This window comes from Pseudonocardia sp. HH130630-07 (assembly GCF_001698125.1).
In the GTDB taxonomy this organism is placed as follows: Bacteria; Actinomycetota; Actinomycetes; order Mycobacteriales; family Pseudonocardiaceae; genus Pseudonocardia.
The window spans coordinates 2,789,668-2,807,459 of record NZ_CP013854.1 but is presented as its reverse complement, the minus strand read 5'-3'; the positions used below and the strand labels follow the sequence as shown (position 1 = coordinate 2,807,459).

The following is a 17,792-nucleotide window of genomic DNA, read 5'->3' as shown; positions in this document are numbered from 1 at the left end:
GGACATCCGATGATCGGGACCGACCGGATCAGCAACGATCTCGCCGGCTGGCTGGACCGCACGCTCGTCGCACCGGGGCTGCTCGCGCCGGACCGCTTCGAGGAGGCGTTCGTGGCCTGCGTCCTGGGCACCGCGGACGATCCGGACGAGGCCTGGCTCGCCTTCTACCGCAACACCCTGGACGCGCTCGCCGGGACCCCGGTGCCGGGCGGGACGAACGCCGAGACCGCCCCCGTGCACGCGATGGCGCGGTCGCTCGCCGTCGGGCCGGACGTGCTGGAGCTGGGCTGCTGCTTCGGGTTCCTGGCCCTGCAGCTGGCCCGGGACGGCCACCGGGTGACCGCGACCGACCTGACCCCCGGCACGGTCGACCTGCTCACCCGGGTCGCCCGTCCCCTCGGCGTCGGGCTCACGACCCGGGTCGCCGACGCCCGTTCCGTCCCGTTGCCCGACCGCAGCGCGGACACCGTGTTCGCCGTGCACCTCGTCGAGCACCTGGACGAGGCCGACGGCGCCCGGGTGCTCACCGAGATGCTGCGCCTGGCCCGCCGCCGCGTCGTGGTCGCGGTCCCGTTCGAGGACACCCCCAACCCGGCCTGGGGCCACCTGCGCACCTTCACCCCCGCCACCCTGCGCACCCTCCTCCCACCGGTGGGAGCCCCGGCGCAGGTCACGGTGACCGAGTGGCACGGGGGCTGGCTGGTGATCGATCTCGACCGAGCAGACGCCGGGTCAGCGCCTCCAGCGGACCGCGGTCGTGGTGCCGCAGCCACGCCGACGCGATGATCCCCGACCCCGCGACGACGGCCACCCAGACCAGGACGACGACGGCGGTCCGCGCCGGGGCGGCGACGGTCGCGAGGGTCCCGGCCAGCCCGAGGCCCCACGCGTGGAACAGCACCGCCGCGACGACGTTCTGCCCGACGTAGCAGCTCATCGCCGTCCGGCCGATCGCGACGACGCCGTGCCGCACCCGCCCGCCCCGGCCCCGGGACCGCAGCAGCAGGGCCGGGACCAGCCCCAGCAGCCCGGCCGCGACCAGCGGGGCCGCCAGGTAGCGCTCGACGGCGAACCAGGCCGGCCCGCCGAGCGCCGTCAGCACGGTGAGCAGCACGCCGACCGCCCCGACGGCCGTCAGCCCGCGCCGGAGCCGGGCCCCGGCCGCGTCGCCGGCGAACACGCCGGCCCGCAGCAGCGCCGAGCCGAGCAGGAACAGCACCACCGCGGACGGCACGATCAGCACCAGCTCGATCCGGTAGAGCCCCATCCCGGTGAGCCGTTCCCCGACCTGACCGCTCCAGGTCGCCGGGTACGCCGGCACGCCGCCCCCCGGGGCTCCGGCCAGGGTGAGCGCCCCGACGACGAGCAGTACGAACGCCCCCGCGAGCGACCCCGCGGCGACCCGCACCGCGGCCGAGCGCCCGACCAGCCAGGCCACCAGGACCGAGGCGATCGCGTAGCCCATGAGGACGTCGAACTCGAACACCAGCACGTAGTGCAGCAGTCCCTCGACGAACAGGATCCCCGCCCTGGCCAGGTACCGGCCCGGCCAGCGCACCCCGCGGCGCACCGCGGACCGGTACTGCAGCTCCATGCCGATCCCGAACAGCAGGGTCAGCAGGGCGAGGAACTTGCCGTTGGCGACCGTGCGCAGGACGGTGTCGGCCCACCAGCCGCCGTCGAACCCGGCGAACACCGCGGCCGGGCCGCGCGGGTCGGCGAAGACCCAGATGTTCGTCGCGAACGTCCCGGCGATCGCGAGCCCGCGCAGGACGTCCGGCGCGCTCAGCCGGTCAGCGGACACCGGTGGGCTCCCGGTCGTCGTCACCGGGGAAGACGGTCGCCCACAACGGCCCCGCCACCAGCCAGATCACCGCGACCACCGTCGCCGTCCCCAGCCAGGACCACAGCGGATCGGCCGGCCACGCCCCGGGCGCCGGGAAGCCGAGCCCGCCGGCGACGGTGAACAGCGCCAGCACCACGGCGGTGAGCACCCACGCGAGGACGACCTTGCGGTACTCCCGCCACTCGTGGCGCATCCGCGCCGGCCCGCCGCGCGGCGGCTTCACCGGTCGCGGCCCGCCGGCGAACCGGTGCGCGAAGCGCGCGTCGGCCCAGCGCACCAACGAGTGCCCGAACGCGACGGTGAGGCCCAGGTACAGCGCGGCCAGTCCGTGCACCCGGGACGGCTCCCCGCCGCTCGCCAGGTCCGCGGTCGACACGGTGACCAGCACGACGTCCATCAGCGGCACGCCGAGCAGCAGCACCCCGCCCAGCCGGGGCCGGCGCAGCACGTACCGCGCCGCCAGCCCCGCGCCCAGGAACACCCAGAGACCGATCTCGGACGCGCCGATCAGCCACAGCAGCGGCTCGGCGAGCAGTGAGTCCTCCATGGGACCGACACTGCCCGGCCGGGCGGCCGCGGTCGTCCGGCGCACGACCGATCCGGGTGTACCTCCTTCGACGGACGCCGCCGTGTCCGCGGGCGTGCTGGGATGTCGGGGTGATCGCGTACCTGGCCGACCGGGAGCAGCGCGCGCCCGCACCGGTGCGCGACGCGGGGGTCGCGATCGTCTGGCTGGCGTTCGGCCTGCTCCTGGCCTGGGCGCTCCCCGAGGCCCGGATCCACTGGTGGGGCGCCGACACCGGGCCGGGCACCGCATCGATCGCGGTGCTCGTGCTGGCCTGCGCCGGCGCCACGGTGCGCCGCAGCGCCGCACCGCTGGGACTGCTGGTGACGACGGCGGCGCTGCTGCTGGGGCCGCTGACCGACGGGCGGACCGAGGTCGGCACGGTCCTGGTGTTCACCGACCTGCTCTACTGCGCCGTCCTCTACACCTCGCGCCGGACGTCGCGGGCGGTCGCCGTCGGCTCCGCGGTCGCGACGGCGGTGCTCACCCTGGTCTCGCTGCTGCTGTCCGGTACCCGGCCGACCGTGTACAACGCGCTCAACCTGGCCCTCGTCGTCGGGATCCCGCTGGTGTGGGGGCTGGAGGTGCGACGGCACCGGGACATCGCCACCGCCGAACGCGCCCGGGCCGCGGCGGCCGAGCACGCCGCCGCCCGGGAACGGGACGCGGCGGTCGCGGCCGAGCGGGCCCGGATGGCCCGCGACCTGCACGACGTCGTCGCGGGCCGGCTCTCGGCGATCGCGCTGCAGTCCGAGGCCGCGCTGCAGCCGGGTGCGGACGACGAGCTGGTCCGCCGGGTCCTCGGCACCGTCCGCGAGTCCGGCGTCGCCGCGCTCGGCGAGATGCGCACCATGATCGGGCTGCTCCGCGACGGCTCCGACCCGCCGGGCGCCCCCGCCCGCCTCGCCGAGCTGGCCGCCCTGCTGGAGGAGGCCCGCGCGACCGGTCTGGACGTGACGCTGCGCGACGACCGCGGCACCGCCCCGCTGCCCGCCCCGGTCGATCTCGCGGGCTACCGGATCGTGCAGGAGTCCCTGACCAACGCGGCCAAGCACGCACCCGCCTCCCGCGTCACGGTGCACCTGGGCCCCGGCCCCGGCCCCGGCCGGACGGCACACCACGGGTCCGGCGATGCCCCGGGATCGCACGGGGCCCGCCACGCGGCGGGGCTCGTCATCGAGGTCCGCAACGGTCCGGGGCGGCGCGCCGCCGAGGGCCCCGGGCTGCACGGCGGCACCGGGCTCGACGGGCTGCGCGAGCGGGCCACGGCCGTCGGCGGCACCCTGGACGCCGGCCCGGACGGCAGCCCGGACCGCGGCTGGCTGGTCCGTGCCGTGCTCCCCCTCGACCCGGAAGGACCCGTGGCATGACCCCGATCCTGCGTGTCGTGGTGGCCGACGACCAGGAGGCCGTGCGCACCGGGCTGGTGCTGATCCTCGGCTCGGCGCCGGACATCGAGGTCGTCGCCGAGGCCGGGGACGGCCTGGCCGCCGTCCGCGCCGCCGCCGAGCACCGCCCGGACGTCGTGCTCATGGACATCCGGATGCCCGGCATCGACGGGATCGAGGCCACCCGGCGGATCCTCGCCGAGGCGTCCGCGCAGGTGCTCGTGCTGACCACGTTCGACCTCGACGACCTGGTCGACGCCGCGCTCGCCGCGGGGGCCGCCGGTTTCCTGCTCAAGTCGGTCGACGCGACCCGGCTGACCGACGGGGTCCGGGCGGTCGCCCGCGGCGACGGGGTGCTCGCCCCGGAGATCACGCGCCGGGTGATCGCGCGCTACGCCGGGTCACCGCACCCCACCGCCGTCCCGGGGCTGGCGGACCTCACCGCCAGGGAGCGCGACGTCCTCGCCGGCCTGGGCCGTGGCCTGTCGAACGCCGAGCTGTCCGCCGAACTGGTGATCTCGGAGGGGACGACGAAGACCCACGTGTCCCGGGTACTGGCCAAACTCGGCCTGCGCTCCCGCACCCAGGCCGCGATCGCCGCCCAGGACGCCGGCCTGACCTGACCCCGCCCGGGTCAGCCGCCCTCGCGGGCGGTCATCAGGGCGCGGCGGGTCAGCACCCGGGCCAGGTGGGCGCGGTAGGCCGGGGTGCCGTGCGTGTCCGACGGCGGCTCGGTGCCCTCGGCGGCCAGCGCGGCCGCCTCGGCGACCGGACGGCCGTCGGCCAGCGCCCGCTCGGTGGCACCGGCCCGCAGCGCCGTGGAGCCCATGTTGACCAGACCGACCCGGTCGTCGCACACCGCGACGGCGACGATCGCCCAGTCGTTGCTGCGCCGGGTGAACTTCTCGTAGGCCCAGCCCTTCCCGGCGCAGCGCGGGACCCGGATCTCGACGATCAGCTCGTCCGGCTCGCGGACCGTGCTGAACACCCCGGTGTAGAACTCCCCGATCGGCACGCCGCGCCGGCCGCGCGGCCCCTGCAGGACGACCGTGCCGTCCAGCGCGAGCACCGCCGCCGGCAGGTCGGCGGCGGGGTCACCGTGCGCGAGCGTCCCGCCGAGGGTGCCGCGGGCCCGGATCTGCGGGTCGCCGACGGTCCGCGCGACCGCGGGCAGCAACGGGACCTCGGCGGCCAGCTCGGGCGAGTTCACGACGTCGCGGTGCTTGGTACCGGCACCGATCGCGATCTCGCCGCCGTCGGTACGGACGTAGGACAGCTCGGGCAGCCGGCCGATGTCGATCAGGAACTCGGGCGCGCCGAGCCGGATCTTCATGACCGGGATCAGCGAGTGCCCGCCGGCCAGGACGCTGGCGTCCTCGCCCTTCTCGGCGAGCAGCGCGATGGCGTCGTCGAGGGTGTCCGGGCGGGCGTAGTCGAACGCGAGCGGGATCATGCCCCGGCCTCCTCTGCGGACTCGCCACGGGAGAAGGCGGGTGCGGTGCGCAGCGCACCGGACTCGGCCTCGGCCCGCTGCTCGGCGTCCGGGTCCTTGCCCGCCGCGACGAGCACCGCGCGGACGATGTTGTGGTAGCCGGTGCAGCGGCAGAGGTTGCCCTCCAGTCCCTCCCGCACCCTGCGCTCGTCGAGGTCGGGATCGTGGCTGATCAGCGACACCGCGGACATGACCATGCCCGGGGTGCAGAACCCGCACTGCAGGCCGTGCTCGGACCGGAACGCGGCGGTGACGGGGTGCTCCGGGCGGCCGTCGGAGGCGCCGTCGAGCCCCTCCATCGTCGTGACGCCGAGCTGGTCGGCCTGGACCGACAGCACGGTGCAGGACTTCACGGCCTCGCCGTCGAGCAGCACCGTGCAGGCGCCGCAGGAGCTGGTGTCACAGCCGATGTTGGTGGCCTTGAGCCCGACCGTCTCGCGCAGGTAGTGCGCGAGCAGCTGGCGGGGTTCGACGTCGGCGGCGGTGCGCTCGCCGTTGACGGTGATCTCGACCTTCATCCGCGAGCCTCCTCGATGGCTTCCCAGACCCGCATCGGGGTCAGGGGCATGTCGATGTGCGTGACGCCCAGGTGGGACAGGGCGTCGACCACGGCGCTCTGCGTCGCGGGGGTGGACCCGATCGTCCCGGCCTCGCCGATGCCCTTGTAGCCCATCGGGTTCACCGGGCTGGGCGTGGTCATCTCGACCAGGTCGAAGCTGGGCAGCTCGGCCGCGGACGGGATCCCGTAGTCGGCGAAGGTGCCGGTGAGCGGGGTGCCGTTCTCGTCGTAGAGGACCTCCTCCAGCAACGCCTGGGCGATGCCCTGGGCGATGCCGCCGTGGCGCTGCCCGTCGCACAGCAGGGGGTTGAGGATGGGACCGGCGTCGTCCACCGCGACGATCCGCTGCACCGTGACCTTGCCGGACTCGGTGTCGACCTCGACCACGCAGACGTGCGCGCCGAACGGGAACGTCGGCTTCTTGCCGTCCCAGGTGGTGTCCACCTTGAGCTCGTCGGCGGCGGCCAGCTCGGCGAGCGTGACGCTGCGCGCCGACGGCACGCCGCGCACCGTGATCGCCGAGGTCGCGGGATCCAGTTCCAGGTCCTCGACGCCCGCCTCCAGCAGGTCCGCGGCCCGCTGCTTGGCGAGGTCGACCAGCTCCGCCGACGCCTGGTGCACGGCGACGCCGCCGGTCTGCAACGAGCGGGACCCCATCGTGCCCCCGCCGCGCGGCACCAGCTCGGTGTCGCCGTGCCGGACGGTGATCTTCTCGATCGGTACGCCGAGCTGGTCGGACGCGAGCATCGCCCAGGCCGTCGCGTGCCCCTGACCGTGCGGCGAGGTGCCGGTCAGCACGGTCACCGTGCCGTCGGCGTGCACCTCGACCGACGCGTCCTCGGCGAACGCGCCGCCGCCGGTGATCTCCACGTAGGAGGAGACGCCGATGCCGAGCTGGCGGACGTCGCCGCGCTCGCGCCGGGCCCGCTGCTCGGCCCGCAGCCGCTCGTAGCCGGCCTCGGCGACGGCCAGGTCGAGCGCCTCGGCGAACCGGCCCGAGTCGTACTCGACGCCGCCCTTGGTGCGGAACGGGAACCGCTCCGGCGCCACCACGTTCAGCTTCCGGATCTCGACCGGGTCCATCCCGATCTCGTGCGCGAACAGGTCGACCGCCCGCTCGATCGCCGCCGTCGCCTCCGGCCGCCCGGCACCGCGGTAGGCGGCCACCGAGGTGGTGTTCGTGACGACCGTCCGGGCGCGGAAGTCGACGTTCTCGATGTCGTAGGTGCCGGGCGCCATCATCAGGGTGAACACCGGCAGGAACGTGCCGAGCCGCGGGTAGGCGCCGAGGTCCTGCACGACGTCGAGCCGGTAGTGGGTGATCCGGCCGGCGCGGGTGCCGCCGATCGTCACCGTCTGGCGCTGGGCCCGGCCCTGCACCATCCCGGTCATGTTCTCCGAGCGGGACTCGTTCCAGCGGACCGGCCGCCCCTGCCGGCGCGCGAGCCACGCCACCAGCGCGAACTCCGGGTCGGCGCCGATCTTCGCGCCGAACCCGCCGCCGACGTCCGGCAGGACGACCCGGACCTTCTCCGGGGCCAGGCCGAGCCAGTCGGCGACCTCGTCCCGGCCGCCCTGGGCGTTCTGGTTGGACATGTGGATCGTGACCCGGTCGCCGTCCCACCAGGCGCTGGCGGCCCGGGTCTCCAGCGGGGCCGCCGCGAGGCGCTGGTTGACGATGTCCCGGCCGACGACGACCTCGCACCCGGCGAAGTAGTCCGGATCGGGGTCCTCGTCGTACCCGTACACGGCCGCGGTGTTGGTGCCCGCCTCGGGGAACAGCAGGATCTCGTCGCGGGCCGCGGCCAGCGGGTCGATCACCACGTCGAGCGGGTCGTACTCGACGTCGACCAGCTCCGCGGCGTCCTCGCCCTGGTAGAGCTGCTCGGTGAGCACCGCCGCGACCGGCTCGCCGACGAACCGCACCCGGTCGGTCGCCAGGAACGGCCGGGTCATCGCCTTCGCCGCCCCGGGGAACAGCAGGGCCGGGGCGATGTCGAGGTCCGCCCCGGTGACGACGGCGACGACGCCCGGCGACTCCAGCGCGGCCGAGACGTCCACCGAGGTGATCGTCGCGTGGGCCAGCGGCGAGCGGACGAGCGTCAGGTGCAACGCCCCGGTCAACCGCTCGTCGGTCAGGTCGTCGGTGTAGGTCGCGCCCCGCGTGAGGAAGACCGGATCCTCGGTGCGGACGACGCGGGTGCCCAAGATGCTCATCGATCGCGAGCGTATAGCCGCCCGGGGGTGTCCGCAGACCGGATCACGCAGGTCAGGGCGCTGCACCGGCCCGAGCTCGTTCCGTGTCCGCAGATGCGCCCGGATCAGCCGGAAATCTCCGAACACTCGGCACGAGCCGCCGCACGCCGGGCCTGGCTCAGGGGGCGGGGGTCTCCCACCACGGGCGGACGGCCCACAGCGGGGAGACCGGGCCGTGTCCGGCGCCCAGGGGATAGGAGTGCCGCACCGCCTCGACGATGTAGCGCTTCCCGAACCGCACCGCCTCGACGAGGTGCAGCCCGTGCGCGAGCCCCGCGGTGATCGCCGAGGCGAGCGAGTCCCCGCCGCCGTGGGTGTTCGCGGTGTCGAAGCGCGGGCCGGGCAGCTCGACGAAGGTCTCGCCGTCGTAGAGCAGGTCGAGGCAGCCCTCGGCGTCGCCGGGCAGGTGCCCGCCCTTGACCAGGACGGCGTGCGCCCCGAGCGCGTGCAGCGCCCGGGCCGCGGCGTACTGGCCGTCGCGGTCGGTCACGTCGTGCTCGACGAGCAGCCGGATCTCGTCGAGGTTCGGGGTCACCAGCGTCGCCCGCGGGAACAGGGTCTCCCGGTAGGCGTCGAGCGCCTCGCCGGCGAGCAGCGGGTCGCCGTGCATCGACGCCGCGACCGGGTCGACGACGAGCGGGGTCGCCCGGTCCGCACCGATCCCGTTGTCGTCGCAGGCCCGTGCGACGGCGGCGATGATCTCCGCGGTCGCCAGCATCCCGGTCTTCGCCGCCTGCAGCCCGATGTCGGCCGCGACGACGCCGATCTGCCCGGCGATCGTCTCGACCGGCACGGTGTGGACGCCGGTGACGCCCACGGTGTTCTGCACGGTCACCGCGCACACCGCGAGGCAGCCGTGCACCCCGCAGGCGGCGAACGCGCGCAGGTCGGCGGCGATGCCGGCGCCGCCGCCGGAGTCGGTGCCGGCGATGGTCAGGGTCCGCGGCGGTGTCGTGCCGACGGTGGGTCGCATGATCCGGTCCTCCCTGGCCGGCATTACCCGGCCGGTCCCGCGGTCGGCGGCGCCGGTCCGCACCGGACCCAGCCGCCCTCTCAGCCCGCTCGACGCACGAGCTCCCGCACACCGGACGGTATCCGGTGCCGGATCGTCCGCGACGCCCGGGAAATGCCGGGTCGCGTGGAACACTGCGTGCAGAGGAGGCCAGCCATGGGAGCACAACCGTCCGAGCGGTTCGAACCGTCGCGGTCCGGGCCGGGACAGCCGTCCGGGAGCGCGCCGCCGGTCCGGCCGGTGCCCGCGTTGCACCTGTTGACCGTCGCCGACTATCTGGAGATCGGCGAGGTCGAACCCGGTCACACCGAACTCGTCGAAGGTCAGGTCCTCATGTCCCCGGGCCCCGCTCCCGATCACGGTCACGCAGCGCTCGAACTGGCGTTCCAGCTGCGGGGACGGGTGGCGGCCGACACCGAGGTCCTCGTCGAGGTCGACGTCGACCTCGGCCTCGTACCGGCCACCGCCCCCGGCACGGTCCGCCGGCCCGATCTCGTCGTGGTCGACCGGGATGCGCGCCGCCGGGTACGCAGCGAGGGCGGAGTCGTCCGGGCTGCGGAGGTCCGCCTCGTCGTGGAGATCGTCTCGCCGGGCTCCCGGCGGCTCGACCACGTCACCAAGCGCGGCGAGTACGCCGACGCCGGGATCGCCCACTACTGGATCGTCGATCTCGGCGACCCGGTCTCCCTGCTCGCCTGCCACCTCGCCGGCGAGTTCGGCTACGCCGACGGTGGCGTCGTCACCGGCCGGCACACCGCCACCGCACCGTTCGCCGCCACCGTCGACCTGGACACCCTGCTCTGAGCCGGGAGGTCCGGTCAGTCCCCCGCCGAGATCGGCAGGTAGACCCGGCCGCCCTCGTCGCGGAACTCGCCCGACTTCTCGTCCATCCCCGCCTCGATCGCCTCGACGCTGGTCAGGCCGTGCGCCTCGGCGTAGTCCCGCACGTCCTGGGTGATCTTCATCGAGCAGAACTTCGGGCCGCACATCGAGCAGAAGTGTGCGGTCTTCGCGGGCTCCGCGGGCAGCGTCTCGTCGTGGTAGCGCTGCGCGGTGTCCGGGTCCAGGGACAGCGCGAACTGGTCGCGCCAGCGGAACTCGAACCTGGCCTGGCTCAGGGCGTCGTCCCGGGACTGCGCGTGCGGATGGCCCTTGGCCAGGTCGGCGGCGTGCGCGGCGATCTTGTAGCTGATCACGCCGACCTTGACGTCGTCCCGGTTCGGCAGGCCCAGGTGCTCCTTGGGGGTGACGTAGCAGAGCATCGCGGTGCCCGCCTCGGCGATCCGGGCGGCGCCGATCGCCGAGGTGATGTGGTCGTAGCCGGGCGCGATGTCGGTCGCGAGCGGGCCGAGGGTGTAGAACGGCGCCTCGTCGCACCACTCCTCCTCCAGCCGGACGTTCTCGACGATCTTGTCCATCGGGACGTGGCCGGGACCCTCGATCATCACCTGGACGTCGTGCGACTTCGCGATCCGGGTCAGCTCGCCCAGCGTCGCGAGCTCGGCGAGCTGGGCCTCGTCGTTGGCGTCGGCGATCGAGCCGGGACGCAGCCCGTCACCGAGGGAGAACGTGACGTCGTAGCGCCGCAGCACCTCGCACAGCTCGGAGAAGTGCGTGTAGAGGAACGACTCCCGGTGGTGTGCCAGGCACCAGGCCGCCATGATCGACCCGCCGCGGGAGACGATCCCGGTGACCCGCTTGGCGGTGAGCGGCACGTAGCGCAGCAGCACCCCGGCGTGCACCGTCATGTAGTCGACGCCCTGCTCGCACTGCTCGACCACGGTGTCCCGGTAGATCTCCCAGGTCAGCTTCTCCGGGTCGCCGTTGACCTTCTCCAGCGCCTGGTAGATCGGCACGGTGCCGATCGGGACCGGGGAGTTGCGCAGGATCCGCTCCCGGGTGGCGTGGATGTCCTTCCCGGTGGACAGGTCCATCACGGTGTCGGCACCCCACCGCGTCGCCCAGACCATCTTCTCCACCTCCTCCTCGATCGAGGAGGAGACCGCGGAGTTGCCGATGTTGGCGTTGACCTTGGTGAGGAACCGCTTGCCGATGATCATCGGCTCGGCCTCGGGGTGGTTCACGTTCGCCGGGATCACCGCCCGGCCCCGGGCCACCTCGGAGCGCACCAGCTCGGCGTCGCACCGCTCGCGGACCGCGATGTAGCGCATCTCCGCGGTGATCACCCCGGCCCTGGCCAGCGAGAGCTGGGTGCCCGGCCCGCCGTCGTCGTCCCGCCGGCCCCCGGTCCACGACGACCGCAGCGCGGGCAGGCCCGCCCGCACGTCGATCGTCGCGTCCGTGTCGGTGTAGGGGCCGGAGGTGTCGTAGACGTCGTGGTGCTCACCGTTGCTCAGGGCGATCCGCCGGACCGGGACGGAGATCCCGTCCGGACCCTCCACATAGGCCTTCGCCGAGCCCTGGATCGGACCGGTGGTGACCTGCGGACGCACGTGTACAGTCGTCATTCGACTTCCTCCCTGACCGGCATTACCCGGCTGGTTCTGCGGTCGGCGACCGTGAATCGGTCTGTCGCCCTCTCAGCCCCGCGCGACGGAGCTCCCGCGTGTTCAGTTGATCGTTCTCCCTCACGGTAGGCACGCCCGGCGCGGAAGAACAGCCCTTCGGCGGACCTCACCCGGTTGCGAGGAATGACCACGACGACGTCCGGGTTGGTCATTCGCATGACGCAGAACGCCGAACTGAGCCCGACCGACTGGGTGCGCAAGCAGACCGAGAAGATCCTGCAGACCGGGACGACCGAGGGCGTCACGGTCATGGACCGCCCGATCGTCCTGGTGACGACGACCGGCGCGAAGTCGGGGAAGCAGCGCTACGTGCCGGTCATGCGCGTCGAGCACGGCGGCTCCTACGCGATGATCGCCTCCAAGGGCGGCACCCCGGAGCACCCGGCCTGGTACCACAACGTGCTGGCGCACCCCACGGTCCAGGTGCAGGACGGCGCCACCACCGGCTCCTACACCGCGCGTGAGGTCACCGGGCAGGAGCGCCAGGAGTGGTGGGACCGCTCGGTCGAGGCCTACCCGCCCTACGCGGAGTACCAGGAGAAGACCTCCCGGGTCATCCCGGTCTTCGTGCTCGAGCCGGAGGCCTGACCACCCGGCCCTGACCGCGCGGCCGGTGCGCGCCCGACCCCTCGTGCGGGCGCGCACCGGCCGGCGGTGCCGGCTCAGCCGGCGGCCAGCCCGGTGGCCGGGGTGACCCGCCCGACCCGGCGCATCGACGTCGCCGACGCCAGGACCGCGACCAGGACGACCCCGCCGCCCAGCACGAGCAGCTGCCCGAACGGCGGCACCGCCCCCGCCATGTCCATCGCCTGTAGGCCCAGCGCCCCGTAGACCCCGCCCAGCACCACGCCGACGACCGCCCCCACGGCCCCGCCCAGTGCCGCCTCGGCGGCGACCGATCCCCTGGCCCCGGACCGGGTCAGGCCGAGCGCCCTGAGCAGGGCGATCTCCCGGGTCCGCTCGGCCACCGACAGGGCCAGCGTCACGCCGACCCCGAGCACGGCGACCACCAGGGTCACCCCGACGAGGCCGCCGCCGACCATCCGGACGACCGAGAACACCTGCTCGGTGTTCGCCCGCGCGTCCGCGGTCCACAGCACCACGGCTCCGGTGCCGCCGGTCGCCTCCGCGACCGCCGTGCGCACCGCCATCGGATCGGTCCCGGGTGCGGAGTCGACCAGGATCTCGGTCTCGTCGGTCTGCACCCGCAGCTCCGGCCGCTCCCCGAGCCGGGCCGCGAGGGCGTCGGCGGCCACCCGCCGCGCGGCGGGGTCCTCCTCCGACGACGAGCTCGCCGGCAGCACCAGCACCTCGGACCGGTAGTTGCTGTCGATCGAGTCCCTGGCGTCGGCGGTGGCGCCGTCGATCCCGACGAGCAGGGCGGCGGTCAGGCCGACCCCGAGCGCGAGCACCGTCGTCGTCGCCGCGGTGCGCCGGGACACCCGGCGGGCGTTCGCGACGGCCAGCCGGGCCGGACCGGACCGGGCCACCAGCGGTGCGACGAGCGCCGCGGCCCCGCCGACCAGGTACGGCCCGGCCACGACCAGCGCGGCGAACGCCACCAGCCCGCTCAGCGCGACCAGCGCCAGGCCGCCGAGGGAGTCGCCCACGATCGTGCCGAGGGCCCCGATCCCGGCCGCCAGCACCAGCAGCACGACCACCGCGGGCAGCCGGCGCCGCGCGCTCGGGCCGCGCGCCTCGGTGCTGTCCGCCGCCCCGAGGGCCACCACCGGCGGCACCCGGCCGGCGGCGAGCGCCGGAGGCAGCGCCGCGACGACCGCGAGCAGCACGCACCCGGCCAGCCCGAACGGCGACAGCGCGAGCGCGGGCACGTCCGTCCCGGTCGCCCGCATGACGGCCAGCACCGCGTACGACCCGCCGGTGGCGACCACGGCCCCCACCACCCCGGCGACCAGTCCGGTGATCCCGGCCTCGGCGAGCACCGAGCGGGTCACCTGGCCCCGGGTGGCCCCGACGCAGCGCAGCATGGCGAGCTCCCGCCCGCGCCGGCCGAGCACGATCCGGAACGTCGAGCCGACCACCACGACGGCCGCGACCAGCGCGAGCCCGACGAACACCGACAGCGCGGCCAGCACCGACGTCACCGCACCGGCGACGCTCGCGATCTCGGTGTCGCGGGCCTCGTCCGCGGTCTGGACGTCGGCACCCCCCGCGACGGCCTCCAGCGCGGCCTTCTCGGGCGTGCCCGCGACGTCGACCCGCGCGCCGTAGTACAGGTCCGGGCCGAAGGCGACCGCGTCGGCCGGGCTCAGCAGCAGGCCGTCCCCGCCGTCCAGGCCGTGCGAGGAGATCCCGCCGACGGTGAACGGGCGCCCGGACACGCTCAGCGCGTCGCCCAGACCGAGACCGGTCCGCTCGGCGGTCGCGGCGCTCAGCAGCACCTCGCCGGGTCCGGGTGCGTGCCCCTGCTCCGGGGCCGGGCGCACCGACATCGGGCCGGTGGCCGGGTCGGTACCGATCCGCCACTGGGCGGTGCTGCCGCCCACGGTCACCGGCAGCTCGCCCTCCTGGACGGGCACCACCTCGGTCACCCCGGGGACCGCGGCGAGCCGGGCGGCGAGCGGACCGGCACCCGCGTCGTCCTGCGGCTGGCCGACGACGAACGACGCCCCCGGCGGGGTGCGCGTCGAGTCGGCCAGCAACGCGTCCCGCATGGTCTCGGTGAACTGCACGGTCCCGGCCGCGAACACCGTGGCGACCAGCACCGCGAGTCCGGTCAGCAGGGTCTGCCGGGGCCGGCGGCGGATCCCGGCCAGCGCCGCGCGGGTCGCCGGGTTGCCGAACCGCCTCACGACGGCACCGCCGCCGTGCGCGGCGGGCCGCCCGGGCCACCCCGCCGGGGCGCGCTGAGATCGCCCAGCGCGGCGAGGACGGAGCCGGGGGTCGGGTCGGTGATCCGGCCCGCGGCGACGCCGTCGCGCAGCAGCAGGACCTGGTCCGACACCGAGGCCGCCAGCGGGTCGTGGGTGACCATGACGACGGTCTGGCCGTAGTCGTCCACGCAGCCGCGCAGCAGGCCCAGCAGCTCGCGTCCGGACGCCGTGTCCAGCGCACCGGTCGGCTCGTCGGCGACGACCAGCTCCGGGCGCCCCAGCAGTGCCCTGGCGACCGCGACCCGCTGCCGCTGCCCGCCGGACAGCTCCGAGGGCAGGTGGGCGAGCCGGTCGGCGATCCCGAGCCGCTCGACGAGCTCGGTGCGCCACTGCCGGTCCGGCCGGCGGCCCGCGAGCGACGCGGCGAGGTCGATGTTCTCCCCGGCGCTCAGGTGCGGCAGCAGGTTGCCGTCCTGGAACACGAACCCGATCCGGTCCCGGCGGACGGCGGTGAGCGCGGCGTCGCCGAGCGCGCCGAGGTCGGTGTCGCCGAGCAGCACCTGCCCCGCCGTCGGCCGGTCGAGCCCGGCCAGGCAGTGCAGCAGCGTGGACTTGCCGGAGCCGGACGGCCCCATCACCGCGGTGAACCGGCCCGCGGGCAACCAGAGGGTGACGCCGTCCAGCGCGCGGACGGCGGAGCGGCCCTCGCCGTAGGACCGGACCAGCCCGATCGCCGCGGCGGCGGCACGGGGCGCCTGGGGCGGCCCGGCGCGGTGCGCCTCGGGTGGCCCGGCGCGGTGCGGCTCAGGTGGCCCGGCGCGGTGCGGCTCAGGTGGCCCGGCGCGGTGCGCCTCGGGTGGCACGGCGCGGTGCGCTTCCGGTTGCACGGCGCGGTGCGCCTGGGGCGTCACGGCGTGGTGGGGCGGCTGCGGGGGCACGGGACGGGGCGCGCTCATCGCTGCTCCCGCCACTCCTCCAGCAGCGGCAGCACCGCGACCGTCACCAGCATCAGGAACAGCACGACGCCACCGACCACGGCGGCGCAGTTCACCAGGACATCGAGCATGGCGATGACCATGCCGCGGCGGGCCCCCCGTCCGCGTCGGACCGGAGGACGGTTGTCGGGCACCGGTCCGTCGTACTTCCGGACGAGGTGGGCGCCGCGTTCTCAGCCCTAGGGTGTGCGCCATGTCCGGCCAGACCACTGCCGTGCAGGCGGAACCGGCGCCCCCCGCGGCGCGGTTCCGGTCCCTGCTGTTCACCCTCGAGGCGTTCGCCTACCTGTTCTGGCTGGCCTTCGACGTCGTCGCCGGGCCGTCGCTGGCGGAGGGCTCGGCGTTCAGGTACTCCAGCCCGATCACCGGGCTGCTCGTCGTGGCCGTGGTCCTGACCCGCTACGTCCAGCCCACCGAGCAGATCGCGATCGTCGCGTTCGGCTCGTCGGCCGTGCTGTCGGTCGCGTCGGCCATCACCGCCGCGACGTTCTCCGGTGGCCGGATCACGGCGCTGTCGCTGGCCGAGCTGCTGGCGCTGGCGATCATCACCGTGGTGACCGTGCGGCAGGCGTCCGGGCTGGTCGCCGTGGGCACCGCGGTCGTCTCGTTCCTGGTCATCGTCGGGATGCCGGTGCTGCGCTTCCCGACCGACGCCATCGACGACGCGACGTTCACCGCGCTCTGCGGGCTGGGCTGGGCGTCCGCGGTGGCGCTGGCCGCCGTGCTGCGCGAGATCCGGGTCCGGCGCGAGGCCCGGTTGACCGAGGCCCGGTCCAACGAGCGCCTGGAGCTGGCCCGCGAGCTGCACGACGTCGTCGCCCACCACGTGACCGGGATCGTCGTCGCCGCGCAGGCCGCCGTCACCGTGGCCCGGACCCGGCCCGAGGAGGCCGGCCCGGCGCTGGAGTCGATCGAACGGGCCGGCGCCGAGGCGCTGGCCGGCATGCGCCGGATGGTGGGCGTGCTGCGGGGCGGCGAGGAGGCGGGGCGCACCGTCGTGCACGGGCCGTCCGACGTCGACGAGCTGGTGGACCGCTTCGACCCGGCCCGCACCCGTACCACGCTCGACCGCGACCCGGACCTCACCGAGCTGCCGCCGGGGGTCGGTGCGACCGCCTACCGGGTGGTGCAGGAAGCTCTGACCAACGTGCACCGGCACGCGCCGGACGCGACCTCGGTCCGGGTCGGCATGCACAGGCGGGAGGGACGGCTCGAGGTGACGGTGCGGAACGAGGGCGGCTCGCCCGAGCGGCGGTCCTCCACGCTGGGCCGGGGCGGCTTCGGCCTCGCCGGCATGGCGGAGCGGGTCGGTGCGCTGGGCGGGACGCTGCAGGTGGGCCCGGACGGGCCGGCCGCGTGGATGGTGCTGGTGGAGCTGCCGCTGGCCGGTGCCCGGTGAGCATCGGCGTCGTCCTGGCCGACGACCAGGAGATGGTGCGCACCGGCTTCCGGCTGATCCTCTCCGCCGAGCCGGACATCGAGGTGCTGGGCGAGGCCGGGACCGGGCACGACGCCGTGGCGCTCGCCCGTGAGGTGCGCCCGGACGTGGTGCTGATGGACATCCGGATGCCCGGGACGGACGGGATCACCGCGACCCGGACGCTGTCCGCGGACCCGCAGCCGCCGCGGATCGTCGTCGTGACGACATTCGACCTCGACGAGTACGTCTACGGGGCGCTGCGCTCGGGTGCCTGCGGCTTCCTGCTGAAGGACGCGGGCCCGCGGCTGCTGGTGGAGGCGGTACGCGCCGCCGCGGCGGGGGACGCCCTGGTGTCGCCGTCGATCACGGTCCGGCTGCTGGAGCGGCTCACCGAGCCGGCGCCGGAACCGCCGTCGGACCCGATGGGGCTCTCGCCGCGCGAGCTGGACGTCGTGCGCGCGGTCGCCCGCGGCCGGACCAACCACGAGATCGCCGGGGACCTGTTCGTCTCGCTGTCCACCGTCAAGACCCACCTGACGAACATCGGTTCCAAGCTCGACGCCCGGAACCGGGTCGAGATCGCCGCGTGGGCCTGGGAGAACCGTCTGGTCGAGTGAGTCCCGCGGGTTGCGTCAGTGGGCGACCGGCACGGTGCGGGCCGCGCGCTGCTCCGGGATCCGCAGGACGACGGCCACGTCGCCGAGCGACTCCGGGAACAGGGTCGGCTGGGCGGACACCGGCACGTCCGGCACGAGCGCCGGGGCGTGGCCGGGGTCCGGGACGGCGCGCTCGGAGGACCGCGCGTCCCACATCTCGAAGAGCGGCTGGGCTGCCATCACGAGCAGGATGGCCAGCACCGGGGTCACAGCCAGGATCGTCAGCACCATGGCTAGGACA

General features: G+C 74.9%; 17 protein-coding genes. 7 read left to right on the top strand and 10 right to left on the bottom strand.

The genetic code is table 11. The annotated features are described in order from the left end of the window. Nucleotides 1-9 precede the first annotated feature (9 nt). Nucleotides 10-786: a mycofactocin oligosaccharide methyltransferase MftM gene (mftM, locus tag AFB00_RS31855; protein WP_083275509.1), complete on the top strand. Its 777-nt coding sequence runs from the start codon at nt 10-12 to the stop codon at nt 784-786. On the opposite strand, the gene AFB00_RS13680 is transcribed toward mftM, so the two are convergent. Beyond that, nucleotides 671-1,804: a DUF418 domain-containing protein gene (locus tag AFB00_RS13680; protein WP_197519845.1), complete on the bottom strand. Its 1,134-nt coding sequence runs from the start codon at nt 1,802-1,804 to the stop codon at nt 671-673. The two genes, mftM and AFB00_RS13680, sit on opposite strands and share 116 nt — an antisense overlap. After that, nucleotides 1,794-2,393, bottom strand: a complete 600-nt coding sequence (locus tag AFB00_RS13675) for a hypothetical protein (RefSeq protein WP_068797545.1) — start codon at nt 2,391-2,393, stop codon at nt 1,794-1,796. The genes AFB00_RS13680 and AFB00_RS13675 overlap by 11 nt, the downstream gene beginning before the upstream one ends. 110 nt (nt 2,394-2,503) lie before the next feature. Here AFB00_RS13675 and AFB00_RS13670 point away from each other — a divergent pair, with 110 nt between their 5' ends. Then, nucleotides 2,504-3,781, top strand: a complete 1,278-nt coding sequence (locus AFB00_RS13670) for a sensor histidine kinase (protein WP_156819525.1) — start codon at nt 2,504-2,506, stop codon at nt 3,779-3,781. Then, on the top strand, nt 3,778-4,422 hold the full coding sequence (locus AFB00_RS13665) for a response regulator transcription factor (RefSeq protein ID WP_068797544.1): 645 nt from the start codon (nt 3,778-3,780) through the stop codon (nt 4,420-4,422). Before AFB00_RS13670 ends, AFB00_RS13665 begins: the two co-directional genes overlap by 4 nt. Nucleotides 4,423-4,433: 11 nt before the next feature. On the opposite strand, the gene AFB00_RS13660 is transcribed toward AFB00_RS13665, so the two are convergent. From AFB00_RS13660 to thiD, 4 genes are all read right to left on the bottom strand, one after another. Then, nucleotides 4,434-5,252 carry an FAD binding domain-containing protein gene (locus AFB00_RS13660; RefSeq protein ID WP_068797543.1) on the bottom strand — a complete coding sequence of 273 codons (819 nt, stop codon included), beginning with the start codon at nt 5,250-5,252 and terminating at the stop codon, nt 4,434-4,436. Next, nucleotides 5,249-5,809, bottom strand: coding sequence for a (2Fe-2S)-binding protein (locus tag AFB00_RS13655; protein WP_068797542.1), 561 nt, complete (start codon nt 5,807-5,809; stop codon nt 5,249-5,251). Before AFB00_RS13655 ends, AFB00_RS13660 begins: the two co-directional genes overlap by 4 nt. After that, on the bottom strand, nt 5,806-8,067 hold the full coding sequence (locus AFB00_RS13650; RefSeq protein WP_068797541.1) for a xanthine dehydrogenase family protein molybdopterin-binding subunit: 2,262 nt from the start codon (nt 8,065-8,067) through the stop codon (nt 5,806-5,808). Before AFB00_RS13650 ends, AFB00_RS13655 begins: the two co-directional genes overlap by 4 nt. A gap of 157 nt (nt 8,068-8,224) precedes the next feature. Then, a complete protein-coding gene (thiD, locus tag AFB00_RS13645; RefSeq protein WP_068800292.1) occupies nt 8,225-9,079 on the bottom strand; it encodes a bifunctional hydroxymethylpyrimidine kinase/phosphomethylpyrimidine kinase in 855 nt (284 codons plus the stop codon). Nucleotides 9,080-9,274: 195 nt separating this feature from the next. Between thiD and AFB00_RS13640 the strand changes: the two genes are divergently transcribed. Then, nucleotides 9,275-9,922, top strand: a complete 648-nt coding sequence (locus AFB00_RS13640; protein ID WP_083275508.1) for a Uma2 family endonuclease — start codon at nt 9,275-9,277, stop codon at nt 9,920-9,922. Between the two features lie 14 nt (nt 9,923-9,936). On the opposite strand, the gene thiC is transcribed toward AFB00_RS13640, so the two are convergent. Beyond that, nucleotides 9,937-11,586 (bottom strand): phosphomethylpyrimidine synthase ThiC, encoded by a 1,650-nt coding sequence (gene thiC, locus AFB00_RS13635; protein ID WP_068797540.1) that lies wholly within the window; start codon nt 11,584-11,586, stop codon nt 9,937-9,939. Nucleotides 11,587-11,802: 216 nt separating this feature from the next. Here thiC and AFB00_RS13630 point away from each other — a divergent pair, with 216 nt between their 5' ends. Continuing rightward, nucleotides 11,803-12,234 (top strand): nitroreductase family deazaflavin-dependent oxidoreductase, encoded by a 432-nt coding sequence (locus AFB00_RS13630; RefSeq protein WP_068797539.1) that lies wholly within the window; start codon nt 11,803-11,805, stop codon nt 12,232-12,234. A 74-nt stretch (nt 12,235-12,308) separates the two neighbouring features. Here the strand turns inward: AFB00_RS13630 and AFB00_RS13625 are convergent, their stop codons facing one another. Both AFB00_RS13625 and AFB00_RS13620 read right to left on the bottom strand, forming a co-directional pair. Next, complete coding sequence (locus AFB00_RS13625; RefSeq protein ID WP_068797538.1) at nt 12,309-14,459, bottom strand: FtsX-like permease family protein; 2,151 nt, start codon at nt 14,457-14,459, stop codon at nt 12,309-12,311. Next, complete coding sequence (locus tag AFB00_RS13620) at nt 14,456-15,211, bottom strand: ABC transporter ATP-binding protein (protein WP_068800290.1); 756 nt, start codon at nt 15,209-15,211, stop codon at nt 14,456-14,458. The genes AFB00_RS13625 and AFB00_RS13620 overlap by 4 nt, the downstream gene beginning before the upstream one ends. A gap of 457 nt (nt 15,212-15,668) precedes the next feature. Between AFB00_RS13620 and AFB00_RS13615 the strand changes: the two genes are divergently transcribed. Together AFB00_RS13615 and AFB00_RS13610 are read left to right on the top strand one after the other, a co-directional pair. After that, on the top strand, nt 15,669-16,874 hold the full coding sequence (locus AFB00_RS13615; protein WP_068797537.1) for a sensor histidine kinase: 1,206 nt from the start codon (nt 15,669-15,671) through the stop codon (nt 16,872-16,874). Beyond that, nucleotides 16,871-17,512, top strand: coding sequence for a response regulator (locus AFB00_RS13610; RefSeq protein ID WP_068797536.1), 642 nt, complete (start codon nt 16,871-16,873; stop codon nt 17,510-17,512). Before AFB00_RS13615 ends, AFB00_RS13610 begins: the two co-directional genes overlap by 4 nt. Before the next feature lie 15 nt (nt 17,513-17,527). On the opposite strand, the gene AFB00_RS13605 is transcribed toward AFB00_RS13610, so the two are convergent. After that, a complete protein-coding gene (locus AFB00_RS13605; RefSeq protein WP_068797535.1) occupies nt 17,528-17,782 on the bottom strand; it encodes a hypothetical protein in 255 nt (84 codons plus the stop codon). Nucleotides 17,783-17,792: the final 10 nt, after the last annotated feature.

What these genes read in the sequence shown, in the direction of transcription:
- AFB00_RS13640 (WP_083275508.1), top strand. Translation starts at nt 9,275, where the DNA reads ATGGGAGCACAACCGTCCGAGCGGTTCGAACCGTCGCGGTCCGGGCCG.
- AFB00_RS13615 (WP_068797537.1), top strand. Translation starts at nt 15,669, where the DNA reads ATGTCCGGCCAGACCACTGCCGTGCAGGCGGAACCGGCGCCCCCCGCG.
- AFB00_RS13630 (WP_068797539.1), top strand. Translation starts at nt 11,803, where the DNA reads ATGACGCAGAACGCCGAACTGAGCCCGACCGACTGGGTGCGCAAGCAG.
- AFB00_RS13660 (WP_068797543.1), bottom strand. Translation starts at nt 5,252, where the DNA reads ATGATCCCGCTCGCGTTCGACTACGCCCGCCCGGACACCCTCGACGAC.
- AFB00_RS13655 (WP_068797542.1), bottom strand. Translation starts at nt 5,809, where the DNA reads ATGAAGGTCGAGATCACCGTCAACGGCGAGCGCACCGCCGCCGACGTC.
- thiC (WP_068797540.1), bottom strand. Translation starts at nt 11,586, where the DNA reads ATGACGACTGTACACGTGCGTCCGCAGGTCACCACCGGTCCGATCCAG.
- AFB00_RS13605 (WP_068797535.1), bottom strand. Translation starts at nt 17,782, where the DNA reads ATGGTGCTGACGATCCTGGCTGTGACCCCGGTGCTGGCCATCCTGCTC.
- AFB00_RS13665 (WP_068797544.1), top strand. Translation starts at nt 3,778, where the DNA reads ATGACCCCGATCCTGCGTGTCGTGGTGGCCGACGACCAGGAGGCCGTG.
- thiD (WP_068800292.1), bottom strand. Translation starts at nt 9,079, where the DNA reads ATGCGACCCACCGTCGGCACGACACCGCCGCGGACCCTGACCATCGCC.
- mftM (WP_083275509.1), top strand. Translation starts at nt 10, where the DNA reads ATGATCGGGACCGACCGGATCAGCAACGATCTCGCCGGCTGGCTGGAC.
- AFB00_RS13650 (WP_068797541.1), bottom strand. Translation starts at nt 8,067, where the DNA reads ATGAGCATCTTGGGCACCCGCGTCGTCCGCACCGAGGATCCGGTCTTC.
- AFB00_RS13675 (WP_068797545.1), bottom strand. Translation starts at nt 2,393, where the DNA reads ATGGAGGACTCACTGCTCGCCGAGCCGCTGCTGTGGCTGATCGGCGCG.